Genomic DNA, 13,523 nt, shown 5'->3' with positions numbered 1-13,523 from the left:
TGATGCAATCAACGCGGCAGAAAAAGAAATAAAATCAGCTTACGGATCAGAATATTCTAACCCGAAGCGTTATAAGAATAAAAACTCTGGAGCACAAGAGGCCCACGAAGCAATTCGTCCAACAAGCTTTGCGACGCACAGCGTTAGCATGGGTTCAGACGAGACGCGTTTGTACGATTTAATTTGGAAGCGTTCTATTGCTTCGCAAATGACCAATGCAAAATTGGAGCGTACGACTATTAAGATTGGCGCCGAAGGTGTAGCAGATATTTTCCAAGCAAAAGGTGAGGTGATCAAGTTCGACGGGTTCTTGAAAGTGTATTTGGAGTCTAACTTAGACGAAGATGAAGACGATGGAACAGTGGATGGATTATTACCAGCAGTAAGCGTTGGAGATAAAGTAGCTGCAAATGTTATTACAGCAACACAAAGGTTTACGCGTTCTGCTCCACGTTATGTAGAAGCTTCATTGGTGAAGAAATTAGAAGAGTTAGGAATTGGTAGACCATCTACTTATGCACCAACAATTTCTACGATCCAAAAAAGAGGTTACGTTGAGAAAATAGAGCACGAAGGAAAAGAAAGAAAATACGATGTTTACACCCTAGAAGGAACTGATCTTTCTAAAGAAGTGAAAACAGAAATTACAGGTAGAGATAAGAACAAGCTAACACCTACCGATATAGGAATTGTGGTTACCGACTTCTTGGTAGAGCATTTTGGAAGAATTTTAGACTATAACTTTACAGCAAAAGTAGAGGAGCAGTTTGATGAGATTGCCAAAGGTTTACAAGAGTGGACGCAAATGATCAAAGAGTTTTACGATCCTTTCCACAACAACGTAGAAGATACTTTAGAGAATTCTGATAGAGCTTCTGGTGAGCGTCATTTAGGAGAAGACCCAAAAACAGGGGAGAAGGTAATTGTGCGTATTGGACGTTTTGGACCTATGGTACAGATTGGTGATACAGAAGGAGAGGAGAAGCCTCGTTTTGCTTCTTTAAGAGCAAATCAATCTATCACAACAATTACTTTTGAAGAAGCTATGGATCTCTTTAAATTACCTAGAACTTTGGGTGAATTTGAAGGGAAGATAGTGAAGGCTAATGTTGGACGTTTTGGACCTTATATACAGCACGATGGTAAATTCGTTTCTTTGAAAGAAGACGATCCAATGGAGGTGCAATTAGATAAGGCGATAGAATTGATTCAATTAAAGCGTGAAGAAGATGCTAAGAAGTTGATCAAAACTTTTGAGGAAGATGATACCATGCAGTTGTTAAACGGTCGTTGGGGGCCTTACCTTAAAATAGGGAAGAAGAACTACAAATTGCCGAAAGATGTTGAGCCAGAAACTTTGACCTACGAACAGTGTATTGAGATTTCTGAAAATCAACCAAAGAAAACAACGCGTAAAACGGCTGCCAAGAAAAAGGCGCCTGCTAAAAAGACAACCGCAAAAAAGAAAACAACTGCTAAGAAAAAGTAGATTGTTGTAAACGTATAAATGAAGTCGTGCCTCTCGTAAGGTGCGACTTTTTTATTTTCCTTAAATCCTTGAGTGTTTGAGTGTTTGAGTGTTTGAGTGTTTGAGTGTTTGAATTGTTGAATATTTGAATTCTTGAATCCTTCAACTGTCCAAGTTTTCCGCCCCGGATAGTAGCGGCAGCTTGCCGGGCTAAAAGGTGTAGTAGTTGGCGGGGAAGCTTACGACCACCGGAAGTATGCTTAGCAGCGTTTACTACTTACATTTTTGCACGGTAACTACAGCGGACAGCCGTGAATGGCGACCTGATAAATAGAGGCTAAGAGGTTACTAACATTGAACCTTTGATTTTTACTTTTTATGGTGCGTTAAGTTAGTGGAAGTCTTGTGTAGTTTTGTACAAAGCACAGTTATGAAAGATATTTCAATTTATTTTCAGGGGATAGCCGTTGATGGATTTGTAGAAGAAGAAGCCAACCTATTAAATAATGTTGAGATACATACGCCCGATAATTTTCCTGAATTAAAGGAGAAAGGTGTAGCCTTAATTTATTGTCCAGAATACAGAAGTGTAAGCGAAGTGATGCCGAAAGGTACGGATGCTTTTAGAAAAGAATTGTACAAGTTGTTTCCAGCTGCCTCATGGAATTTTAAAATGTACGACCTTGGAAATCTGTTACCTGGAGAGAAGTATACAGATACTTTTTTTGCATTGTCTAGTGCTGTGCAAGAGTTGATTAAGAAAGATATTGTGCCCATTGTTATAGGTGGATCTCAAGATTTGACTTATGCCTTGTACAAGGCGTACGAAGACTTGGAGCAATTTGTGAATTTAACAACCATAGATGCGAAGTTGGACCTGGGTACAGGAGAGGGTGCAATTGATAAAAATGGTTGGTTGAGTCATATTGTATTGCATCAGCCCAATTACCTTTTTAACTTTAGCAATTTAGGGTGTCAGGCCCATTATAACCCCACCTCAACTTTTGATCTTTTTGAACAGTTGTTTTTTGATGTTCATAGGTTAGGTGTTTTGAATACAGATATCACTTTAGCTGAACCAGTATTGAGGAATACGGATATCTTGAGTTTGGATGTGGAAGGTTTGAGAGCGAGTGAGTTAAACTCTTCTTCTTATGTACATCCGAATGGCTTTTTCGCGAATGAAATGTGTAGACTTGCACGTTACGCGGGTGTGTCAGACAAGTTAAGTTCTTTCGGGATTTTTAATGTTTGGGGAGGAAAAGATAGTGCAGTTGCCGATGCATTATTGGCGCAAATCATCTGGTATTTTGTAGATGGTTATGCAGCTCGTTTTGGAGATTTCCCGATTGGAACAACCAAAAATTATTTCCGATTTAAAGTTTATTTAGAAGAAATCGATACAGAAATTAATTTCTTAAAAAGTGATAAGTCAGGCAGATGGTGGATGGAAGTGCCGTATCCGCAAACAAAAGGGAATAAGTATGTTAGGCACCACATGGTTCCTTGTTCGTATCAAACCTATCAAGATGCGATGCAAAATGAGATCCCCGATTTATGGTGGTCTACTTACCAGAAGCTTTCTTAAGTTGTAACTTTTATTGAGTTAACCCGTTAGTATTAACAACGATGTGTTGAAACCAACATGATTGTAGATTGAAATTTGTTAAAATTGGCTGTTTTTAGATAATTTTAATTATTTTAGTCGCCTATTGGTCCATTTTTTTAGATGAGCCATGGGAATAAATTGTGCTAACTATTTGATATTATGGATAAAAGATTACTTTTTGTAGCGTCATTGCTCCTGTGCCTAACGGGGACATCTTTCGCTCAGCAAGAAAAGTTGTTGACTCACTTTATTTTTGATAAAATGAGTTTAAACCCAGGTGCAACAGGGATAACAACAGAGAACACAGTTTGTGCTACATCGATTTATAGAAATCAGTGGGACAGAGTGAATGGAGCTCCAAACTCTGCCGTTCTCAATGTTGAAGCAAACCTTCAGCGTTTCTTCCCAAGTGCAGCGGGTATTTCTTTTTACCATGATGCGATTGGTTTTTACCGTCAAAACAACGTAGTGTTGAATTACGCGTATCACCAGCCGCTGTCAAATGGAGATTTATTAGGAATTGGTTTAGGTATTGGTATTTCAAGTATGAGTAATACTCCTACATGGGTAACACCACAAACACAATTCCCAGCAGGTATAGACCCTTTGTTATATACTACTGGTTATTCTCAGACGAATGTGGATATGAACTTTGGAGTTTACTACCATTCGGACAAGAATTTTTATGCAGGTGTTTCAGGGGTTCACTTGAATGCAGCACAATTCGATACAGCAATTGGACTTTCAATGTCTCGTCACTTCTATTTAATGGGAGGTAAGTATTTTGAGGATTTAATTGCACAAGATATCGACTTAGAGGCAAATGTTTTAGTACGAACAGATTTAGTGAAAACGAGTGCAGATGTGAATGTGCGCGCGTTGTATCAAGATAGATTTTACGGTGGGTTAACGTTTAGAGCAAACGACGCAGTTGCTATTATGTTAGGGATGATTGATGTGATTCCTAACTTAAACGTAGGTTACTCTTACGATGCTACTGTAAATAAATTGAGAACAAATTCTTGGGGGTCTCACGAATTAATGGTGAAATACTGTTACATGATTCCACCACCACCAAGAGAGGTTACAATTAACCCTAGATGGTTGTAGAAATAAAGATTATTTAGAAATTGTTGTAACCATATATACATTGTTTCCGTTATAATCATCCCAATTGATCCTGTAGAAAGTTGATGAGATTCGGAAAATAAAATGAGGTAGAATGAAAAAACTGTTGTTATTAGGTTTTGTTAGCGCGATTTTAATATCGTGTAACACGAGGACAGGTCACTTAACTGGTGTAATGAATCGTGGTGTGTATTATCCTGAAATTCCTTTAGGTATGGTATACATTCCATCTGGTTCTTATACTATGGGACAAAGTGATCAAGATGTACCATTTATGCACCAAACGGTAGCTAAGACAGTTTCCGTTCCTGCATTCTATATGGATCAGACGGAGATTACAAATAATGAGTACCGTCAGTTTGTATACTGGGTGCGTGACTCTATTGCTCGTGAAAAAATCTACGAGGGATTGAGTGATGATGAAGAAGCTGAGCAATTCATCAATTACCAAGATATGTACTTCGATGAAGGTGCGTTGGAGTGGGTAGATTATGACCCATCTGATCGTATTTTCTCTAGAGAGCAATTTGGATTAAACTGGGACAAAGAATTCAGTTACGAAAATCCAGATATCGTTCCTTTAGTAATTGATATGTATTACCCTCAGTCTGAGAGATACTACAAAAGAAAAGAAATCGATACGCGTAAATTGAGATTCAAGTACTACTGGATTGATATGCGTGAAGCTGCCAGAAGAGGTGAGGTTCACATCAAGCCTGATGGTAAGGATTACCAAGGTGCGGTATTGGATGAGGATCACAGAACTTTGAAAACTCCAGAACACCCATTTACGAAGGATCCACAAGGTAAAGACTTGGATTTAGGATACTTCAACAAAAAAGGGCAGGATAATGCAATTCGTGGACACGAAAACCGTCAACGTTTCATTATCGATGAGGAGATTCAAGTATACCCAGATACATTAGTATGGATTCGTGATTTCACGTACTCTTACAATGATGATCAATCAAAAATGTACTTCTGGCACGTAGCTTATGATAACTACCCTGTTGTTGGTATTACATGGACACAAGCAAAAGCGTTTAACGTATGGAGAACGCAATTGTTGAACTCATGGTTAGTATCTATGGGAGAAGTATTCGTATCTGATTTCAGATTGCCGAATGAGTCTGAGTGGGAAAGAGCTGCTAGAGGAGATTTGGATGGTTCTCCTTACCCATGGGGAGGTCCTTACATTAGAAATGAGTCAGGATGTTTCTTAGGTAACTTTAAGCCAATGCGTGGACGTTACTTCCAAGATGGAGGTTTCTACACGGTGAAAGCATACTCTTACAACCCGAATGGTTGGGGATTATACTGTATGGCGGGTAACGTTGCAGAGTGGTGTGAAACTGCTTACGACGAGTCTATGTACGAATTCTCTAATGATTTAAGTTCTGATTACAGATATGATGCAATGGATTGGGATCCACCATCACAAAAACGTAAAGTAATTAGAGGAGGTTCTTGGAAAGACATAGGTTACTACTTGCAAACAAGTACAAGAACTTATGAATACCAAGATACAGCGAAATCATACATCGGTACAAGATCAGTTCAAACTCACCTTGGTAGAGGTGGTAGAGATTTTGATGCTGAAGGAGGAGAAGAGTTAGATCAAGATCTTCAATTGAGATAAGCAAACAAATCAAAACAAATAATAATCCCTCTCTCTAAGGGTGGTTACGCGGAGAGAGTAAACTAAAAACAAAAGGAAAACTATGAAACCAGGAAGTAAAGCGTGGAAAGCCTTTATGGCGAAATTGTACGGATTCGGTGCGGCAGTGGTAATTGTTGGTGCATTATTTAAAATCATGCACTGGCCAGGTGCAGGTCCAATGTTGATCATTGGTTTGGGTACAGAGGCAATTATCTTCATATTCTCGGCATTTGAGCCAATACACGAAGATCCAAACTGGGAATTGGTATACCCAGAGTTAGCATTAGGTCATGAAGATGATTTTGATCACGATAACTTACCAGTAGCTGGAAGAAGCCGTGGTGGTGTTTCAGGAGGAACTGGTGTTACAGCTGAGTTAGACAAAATGTTAGAAGAAGCTAAAATCGACGGAGCGTTATTAGAGCGTTTAGGAGATGGAATGAGAGCTTTAGGAGATAACGCAGCACAATTAAAAGGAGTTACTTCAGCAGCAGCTGCTACAGATTCTTACGTAGATAGCTTAAAATCTGCTTCTGATAGAGTTGCTAAATTGTCTGAGTCTTACGAAAGAGCTTCAGCTTCAATCGCAGGTATGACTTCAACTCAAAAAGAAGGTGAGTCATTCGGTGAGCAAATGCAAAAAGTTTCTAAAAACTTAGCTGCATTGAACAATGTTTACGAATTGCAATTGAAAGGTTCTTCTTCTCACTTAGAAGCAACTGAGAAATTCCAAGCACAAGTAACTGAAATGATGCAAAACCTTTCAGATTCTGCTAAGGATACAAAATTATACAAAGAAAATATGGCAATGTTATCTAAGAACTTAACTGACTTAAACTCAGTTTACGGTAACATGTTAAAAGCTATGACGATCACTAAAGGTTAATATTTAGTAAATACGGTTGTTACTTATTTGTAACGGCGCATTAATTAATTAGAAACTATAAAAATTTAAACAGTCATGGCAGGAGGAAAAGAAACCCCAAGACAGAAGATGATCGGGATGATGTACTTAGTACTGACCGCACTTCTGGCGTTGAACGTGTCGAAGACCATTTTAGATGCCTTCGTTACTTTTGACAATAACATTAAAGACGGTACACTTACTATCGCTGGACAAGGAAATGAAGCTTATATCGGAATTCAAGATATGGCTACAAACACTGACGAACCAGGGAGAATGAAGGCCGCGAAGAAATACTTACCGGCAGCGGATTCAATCAAAGCGTTAACAAATCGTAAAATCGAGATGTTAAACGAGATGAGAGATGAAATGTTGACAAAAACTGGTGAGGATCTTTCAGCGATTAAGTCTATCGAGGATGAAGGAACAGTTTACGAAAGAACTGTTTACAACCTTGAGAAGGTGAATGGAAAAGATAACTATGATGTTCCTATGGAAGTTATGGTTGGACCAGAAATTAAATCTCCGGACCCAAAGCGTGAAGGAATGCGTTTGTGGAATGAGATGAATAACTACAGAGATGATTTAGTAAGAATTCTTGCTGAAGCTTCTTCTAACAAGAATCAGAAGTATACTTTTGATGCAAGTAGAGAAGAGAACGTATCATCTTTAGATTCAGCTCAAATTGATGAGAGAATTAAAAAGACTTACTTGGATGATAGAAATATCGTTAAGCAAATCTACTCTCAGCTAACAAAGGTAGAAAGAGCTGACGTTCACAACGGTGAGATCAAAAACATTCACTGGGTAGGTAGAACATTTGACCACGCTCCAATTGTAGCGGCATTGGCAACATTGTCTTCAATTGAGCAAGAGTTAAGAACAGCAGAAGCAATGGCAATGAAGCACTTGAGAACTAAAATTGGTTCTTCTGAGTACTCATTCAACAAAATTCAGCCGTTGGCAACAGCAGGTTCAAACTACTTCAACAATGGAGATAGCATCGAGTTACAAGTATTGATGGCTGCGTACGATGAGTACCAAGCACCAAAAGTACTTTGGACAACTGATTCTACACAAGAGCCAAAGGAAGTAAACGTTACTTACCGTGATGGTAAAGGTTACATCAAAGTGAAAGCGGATGGAGCTGGACCAAAACAATTGAGTGGTACGATTGCTATTAAGAAGAAAAATGGTACTGAAGCGGTTCAACCTTGGAAATTTGATTACGAAGTTGGAGCTCCTTCAGGAGAGATTTCTTTACCAGATATGCGTATCTTGTACATCGGTTACGATAACAAAGTAACAGGTGCGGCTTCAGGATTTAACTCGTTTAACTTGAAAGCTGGAAACAATGTTGGTCTTACTAAAAAAGGAGACCACTGGATTGCAAAACCAAGATCTAGAGGTAAAGCTTCTATTTCTATCGTTGGTATCTCAGGTGATAAGAGTGTAACTTTGAACACAGTTGAGTTTGAAGCTAGACCATTACCAAACCCAGAATTGAAGTTAGGATCAATCGAGTCTGGAGCTAAAGCATCTAAGAGTGCATTAAGAGCTGCAACAAGATTATTCGCTTCTTACGGACCAGATGTACCGTTAACAGGAGTTAAGTTTACGGTAAAATCTTGGGAAGTATCTGTAGCAGGTGCACCTCGTCCAGTTAAAGGTACGGGAGCTTCTATTACAGCTGCACAAAGCTTGTTGAAACAAGCACCTTCTGGAGCTATCGTTCAAATCAACACAAGAGTTGTTGGTCCAGACGGAGTTACAAGAAGAAGAAACATGAGTTTCACGATTCAATAAAATAAAGAATAAAGGATATGAAAGGTTTAATTGTTAGTGTTTTATCTGTACTGTGTTTAGTAGGTAGTGTAGCGGCGCAAGTTGATGCAGGACCCTTGCATACAAGACCAGAAACAGGTATCATCGATGGAGTTTATATCCAAACGAATATCCCAACTAAAAGACTTATTCCTTACGAATATGTTAGAGAGGCGGATGTTATTTGGAGTAAACGTGTGTGGAGAACGATAGATCTTCGCGAGAAGATGAACCATACCCTATACTACCCATTAGATGAATTTGATTCTGAAGGGAACTGGATTAGAAATGCTTCACGTTGGAGTTTATGGACAATCATTAGAACAGGGATTTTAGCAGGAAACTTAACGGTATACTCTCCTTACAATCCTTTATTGTACACCATGAGAGATGGTGATCAGTTCAAATACCCTATTCTTCCAGCTGATGGTAAAAACTACTATACAGATGCGAAGTACAGAGATGAAATAAATCTTTATTTAGCAACGCTTGGAGAGGAGTCAGATGTTCCTTTTACTGCAGTTGATGGATGGGATTCTGTGGATGCTCAAGGGAACTTGGTTTACCCAGATCGTGATACAAACTACTATATGTCTAAAGACATCGTTCAGTACAGACTGAAAGAGGATTGGTTCTTGGATAAAGAAAGATCTATTATGGATGTTAGAATTATTGGTATTGCTCCAGTAATTTTTGAAAAAGACAACAATGGTTTTATCACAGGTAAAAAAGAGTTGTTCTGGTTATATTTCCCAGAGTGTAGATATGTATTCAATAACTATTTCGTATACAATGAGCATAATGATGCGCGTTGGATGAGTTTTGATGATTTATTCTGGAAGCGTAGATTCTCTTCTACTATAGATAAGAGAAGTAACGCTTACGATAGAGACATTGAAAAATACAGAGTAGGTGTTGATGCCTTATTAGAATCACAAAAGATTACAGAAGAAATTAGAAATATTGAACACGATGTTTGGTCGTTCTAAGGAATTCTAAATATTTGAAAAAGGGGAAGTTTTTAACTTCCCCTTTTTTGTGTCTATACATTTCGTGTAACGGAGTAAGAGGATTGGGTTATAGAAATAAGTCAAAGTATTATTTTAAAAAATAGAATATGAAAAATTTCATCCAACTCGCAATCGGAACCTTACTCTTGTGTTCTAGTTTACCTCTTCAAGCTCAAGTAGGTCCAGTGAATGTAAACAATGGTATTATCGATGGTCCATTTATGAGAACCACCATTCCAACAAAGGCTATAGTTCCCTATGATTATAATAGAGAGGCTGATATTGTATGGAGTAAACGTGTTTGGAGAAGCATTGATTTAAGACAGAAAATGAATCTCGGTTTGTATTATCCACTAGATAGCTACGATAGTGAAGGTAATTGGATAAGACATAATACGCATTGGAGTTTGTGGACGGTAATCAAAACAGAAATCCTTGCGGGAAATATTACTGTGTACAGCCCTTACAATCCGGTAGCCTATACATTTACTGATGGGGATCAATTCAAATATCCAATTTTACCCAAAGAGGGTGGGAATTATGACTCAGATGCTGTTTACAGAGAGAATTTATCGTATTACTTGTATATGTTTGGAGAAGAATCAGACATTCCTTATAAGGACATGTATGGTTATGATTCGTTAAACGAAAAAGGAGAATTGGTTTACCCTCCGAGAGAAATGATACCTTACACTTCTAAAGATATAGTATCCTATAAGTTAAAGGAGGATTGGTTTTTTAATAAGGAAACATCTGTGATGGATGTAAGAATCATAGGTATCGCACCAGAAATATATATTAGGGATGCCGGTGGAACAGTAACGGGTAAAAAAGAATTGTTCTGGCTGTATTTTCCAGAATGTAGGTATGCCTTCAACAATTATTTAGCGTATAATCCTAAAAATGATGCGCAATGGATGAGCTACGATGATTTATTTTGGAAACGAAGATTTGCTTCAACTATAGTGAAACAAAGTAATGTTTACGATAGAGGTATTGAAACCTATAGATCAGGGGTTGATGCTTTACAGGAAGCAGCACAAATTACTGCACAAATAAGAAAGATAGAACATGATGTTTGGTCATTTTAATATTTTGTTGACATAATTGACTTCTATCAAAGAATAATACAGAGCTTTCATTAATTTTGTGATACAATTAATGAAAATGGCTGATACAATTACAATCACAATTATTGATAGAGAAGGAGTGGCTCATGAGTTAGAAGCTCCTACGGATATGAACATGAATGTCATGGAAGTATGTAAGTCATACGAATTGCCAGTAGAAGGTACCTGTGGAGGTATGGCAATGTGTGCTTCATGTCAGTGTTATTTGGAAAGCGATCACGAATTACCCGAACAATCGGATGATGAATTGGATATGTTAGATCAAGCATTCCACGTAGAAGACAACAGTAGATTGGGTTGTCAATTACATATAAACGATGATTTAGACGGTGTAGTTTTAAGACTTGCACCGGAAGCATAAAAGACAAAGGAGTTCATATCGAACTCCTTTTTTTATGGATTATAATCTTATGTGATTTTTTAAATTATATTTGTTTTAAGTTCTTAAACATAAACTTATTAAGAAAGGAGGAGGGAATGGCCCGATGATACCTTAGCAACCTTTCGATTTCAAATCGATTTCGGTGCTAATTCCAGTCTATTTTAATAGATGAAAATAAGTATTGATTCAATATTATTTCTGGTTATTAGTGGGGTTGCATAGACTAAATTTAGACTATGAAGAAAATTGATATTACCCAACTTTCCTTATCAAACGCAGATAAAGAAAGAATTACATCGACAAGTACCTTAATTAAAAACTTGTTGCAAGAGCGCTTACTCGTATTAGACGGTGCGATGGGTACGATGATACAAAGGCATAAACTAACGGAGGATGACTTCAGAACCAATTGGTTTGAGGAACATTCATCTGCATTGAAGGGAAATAATGATTTACTTTCTTTAACGCGACCAGATATCATTAAAGAAATTCATGAGCTTTACTTTCAAGCTGGAGCTGATATCTGTGAAACCAACACTTTTTCAGGAACCACTATTGCTCAGGCTGATTATCATTTGGAAAACTTTGTAGATGATATCAATTACTATTCTGCAAAATTAGCACGTGAAGTAGCAGATGAATTCACCACGAAAGAACCAAATAAACCAAGGTTTGTTGCAGGTTCTATTGGTCCAACCAACAGAACTGCAAGCATTTCTCCAGATGTAAACGATCCGGGATATAGAGCAATAACTTTTGATCAATTGGTGGTCGCCTACAAACAACAAACACTAGGTTTAATTTATGGCGGAGTGGATGTATTGTTGGTAGAAACTGTTTTTGACACCTTGAACGCAAAAGCTGCCTTGTTTGCCATCGATGAAGTTTTTGAGGAGTTGGCTGTAGAATTGCCTATCATGGTATCTGGTACAATTACAGATGCCTCAGGAAGAACACTTACCGGACAAACGACAGAAAGCTTCCTAATTTCAATGTCGCACATGCCTCTAATAAGCATAGGCTTGAACTGTGCCTTAGGAGCTTCAGACTTACGTCAATATTTGCAAGTGTTAGATAAAAAAGCACCCTTTTACGTGAGTGCTCACCCCAATGCGGGTTTACCGAATGAATTTGGAGCTTACGATGAAACGCCAGAAATCATGGGAGAGCAAATCAAAGAATATTTAGAAGAAGGTTTGGTGAATATCATCGGAGGATGTTGTGGAACTACGCCAGAACACATAAAAGTAATTGCAGATCTAGCAAAAGAGTATAACCCTAGAAGAATCAAAGCCAATGTCTAAAACGAATAATTTACCTCCTTTAAAATTATCGGGATTAGAACCGTTAATCGTTAATGAGGCTGCCAACTTTATAAATATTGGTGAGCGTACAAATGTTACGGGGTCTCGTAAATTTTTAAGACTCATACAAGAAGATAATTACGAGGAAGCATTGTCCGTTGCCCTTGAACAGGTAGAAGGTGGTGCGCAAATTATTGATGTAAATATGGATGAAGGAATGTTGGATGGTGTTGAAGCCATGACTAAGTTCCTCAATTTAATCGCTTCGGAACCTGATATTGCTCGCGTTCCAATCATGGTAGATTCTTCCAAATGGGAAATTATTGTGGCTGGATTAAAATGTATTCAAGGTAAGGGAGTGGTGAACTCTATTTCGCTCAAAGAAGGAGAGGCCAATTTTATTCATCAAGCGAAAACGATTAAAAGGTTTGGTGCTGCAGTTATTGTGATGGCCTTTGATGAAGAAGGTCAGGCTGATAGCTATGCGCGTAGGGTGGAAATTTGTAAGAGGTCTTACGATATTTTAGTGAATGAAGTAAATTTCCCACCGCAAGACATCATTTTTGATCCTAATATTTTTCCTGTCGCTACAGGAATGGAAGAACATAATAACAATGCTTTAGATTTCTTTAGAGCTACCAAGTGGATACGAGAAAACCTCCCAGGAGCTCATGTTTCGGGAGGGGTTTCCAATGTTTCTTTCTCTTTTAGGGGGAATAATACCGTACGTGAAGCCATGCACTCAGCATTCTTATACCATGGAATACAACATGGAATGGATATGGGAATAGTGAACCCTTCTATGCTAGAAGTTTATGACGATATAGATAAAGAACTTCTTACCTATGTAGAAGATGTTTTACTCAACAGAAGAGCCGATGCAACAGAGCGTTTATTAGAGTACGCAGATACAGTTAAAGGGGATGGGAAAAAGAAGGAGAAGGATTTATCTTGGAGAGAAACTACTGTTGAAAAGAGACTTGAACATGCACTAGTAAAAGGAATTGTAGAATTCATTGAAGTAGATACGGAAGAATGCCGACAAAAGTTTGATCGCCCAATTCAAGTAATAGAGGGACCGTTGATGGATGGAATGAACGTGGT

At 38.1% G+C, this 13,523-nt stretch carries 11 protein-coding genes and 1 riboswitch; all 11 genes read left to right on the top strand.

The window, feature by feature from the left end:
* Positions 1 to 1,489, top strand: a 1,489-nt coding sequence (locus AC22ZQ_RS06825) for a DNA topoisomerase (RefSeq protein WP_318958034.1), incomplete at its 5' end; no start/stop codon positions are given.
* A 409-nt stretch (positions 1,490 to 1,898) separates the two neighbouring features.
* On the top strand, positions 1,899 to 3,056 hold the full coding sequence (locus AC22ZQ_RS06820) for a formimidoylglutamase (protein ID WP_318958033.1): 1,158 nt from the start codon (positions 1,899 to 1,901) through the stop codon (positions 3,054 to 3,056).
* Positions 3,057 to 3,236: 180 nt separating this feature from the next.
* Entirely contained in the window at positions 3,237 to 4,187 is a 951-nt protein-coding gene (locus AC22ZQ_RS06815) for a PorP/SprF family type IX secretion system membrane protein (protein WP_318958032.1), read from the top strand.
* A gap of 112 nt (positions 4,188 to 4,299) precedes the next feature.
* Positions 4,300 to 5,844, top strand: a complete 1,545-nt coding sequence (gene porK / locus AC22ZQ_RS06810; protein ID WP_318958031.1) for a T9SS ring complex lipoprotein PorK/GldK — start codon at positions 4,300 to 4,302, stop codon at positions 5,842 to 5,844.
* A gap of 82 nt (positions 5,845 to 5,926) precedes the next feature.
* Positions 5,927 to 6,751 carry a type IX secretion system motor protein PorL/GldL gene (gene porL / locus AC22ZQ_RS06805; RefSeq protein WP_318958030.1) on the top strand — a complete coding sequence of 275 codons (825 nt, stop codon included), beginning with the start codon at positions 5,927 to 5,929 and terminating at the stop codon, positions 6,749 to 6,751.
* A 75-nt stretch (positions 6,752 to 6,826) separates the two neighbouring features.
* Positions 6,827 to 8,575, top strand: a complete 1,749-nt coding sequence (porM, locus tag AC22ZQ_RS06800) for a type IX secretion system motor protein PorM/GldM (protein WP_318958029.1) — start codon at positions 6,827 to 6,829, stop codon at positions 8,573 to 8,575.
* Positions 8,576 to 8,592: 17 nt separating this feature from the next.
* Positions 8,593 to 9,582 carry a type IX secretion system ring subunit PorN/GldN gene (porN, locus tag AC22ZQ_RS06795; RefSeq protein ID WP_318958028.1) on the top strand — a complete coding sequence of 330 codons (990 nt, stop codon included), beginning with the start codon at positions 8,593 to 8,595 and terminating at the stop codon, positions 9,580 to 9,582.
* Positions 9,583 to 9,710: 128 nt separating this feature from the next.
* A complete protein-coding gene (gene porN, locus AC22ZQ_RS06790; RefSeq protein ID WP_318958027.1) occupies positions 9,711 to 10,694 on the top strand; it encodes a type IX secretion system ring subunit PorN/GldN in 984 nt (327 codons plus the stop codon).
* A 76-nt stretch (positions 10,695 to 10,770) separates the two neighbouring features.
* Positions 10,771 to 11,094, top strand: a complete 324-nt coding sequence (locus AC22ZQ_RS06785) for a 2Fe-2S iron-sulfur cluster-binding protein (protein WP_318958026.1) — start codon at positions 10,771 to 10,773, stop codon at positions 11,092 to 11,094.
* Between the two features lie 92 nt (positions 11,095 to 11,186).
* A riboswitch (SAM riboswitch) is annotated at positions 11,187 to 11,296 on the top strand.
* 55 nt (positions 11,297 to 11,351) lie between these two features.
* Complete coding sequence (locus AC22ZQ_RS06780) at positions 11,352 to 12,419, top strand: homocysteine S-methyltransferase family protein (protein ID WP_413468676.1); 1,068 nt, start codon at positions 11,352 to 11,354, stop codon at positions 12,417 to 12,419.
* On the top strand, positions 12,412 to 13,523 hold a 1,112-nt coding region (locus AC22ZQ_RS06775; RefSeq protein WP_318958025.1), incomplete at its 3' end, for a dihydropteroate synthase. The genes AC22ZQ_RS06780 and AC22ZQ_RS06775, both read left to right, overlap by 8 nt.

It is taken from the genome of Lishizhenia sp., assembly GCF_057456495.1.
The sequence above is the reverse complement of the archived record's forward strand: the minus strand, read 5'-3'. Positions and strand labels throughout refer to the sequence as shown.

Bases quoted from the DNA above. Each gene is read 5' to 3' on its own strand.
- porN (WP_318958027.1), top strand. From the start codon at position 9,711: ATGAAAAATTTCATCCAACTCGCAATCGGAACCTTACTCTTGTGTTCT.
- porM (WP_318958029.1), top strand. From the start codon at position 6,827: ATGGCAGGAGGAAAAGAAACCCCAAGACAGAAGATGATCGGGATGATG.
- AC22ZQ_RS06780 (WP_413468676.1), top strand. From the start codon at position 11,352: ATGAAGAAAATTGATATTACCCAACTTTCCTTATCAAACGCAGATAAA.
- porN (WP_318958028.1), top strand. From the start codon at position 8,593: ATGAAAGGTTTAATTGTTAGTGTTTTATCTGTACTGTGTTTAGTAGGT.
- porL (WP_318958030.1), top strand. From the start codon at position 5,927: ATGAAACCAGGAAGTAAAGCGTGGAAAGCCTTTATGGCGAAATTGTAC.
- AC22ZQ_RS06815 (WP_318958032.1), top strand. From the start codon at position 3,237: ATGGATAAAAGATTACTTTTTGTAGCGTCATTGCTCCTGTGCCTAACG.
- AC22ZQ_RS06785 (WP_318958026.1), top strand. From the start codon at position 10,771: ATGGCTGATACAATTACAATCACAATTATTGATAGAGAAGGAGTGGCT.
- porK (WP_318958031.1), top strand. From the start codon at position 4,300: ATGAAAAAACTGTTGTTATTAGGTTTTGTTAGCGCGATTTTAATATCG.
- AC22ZQ_RS06820 (WP_318958033.1), top strand. From the start codon at position 1,899: ATGAAAGATATTTCAATTTATTTTCAGGGGATAGCCGTTGATGGATTT.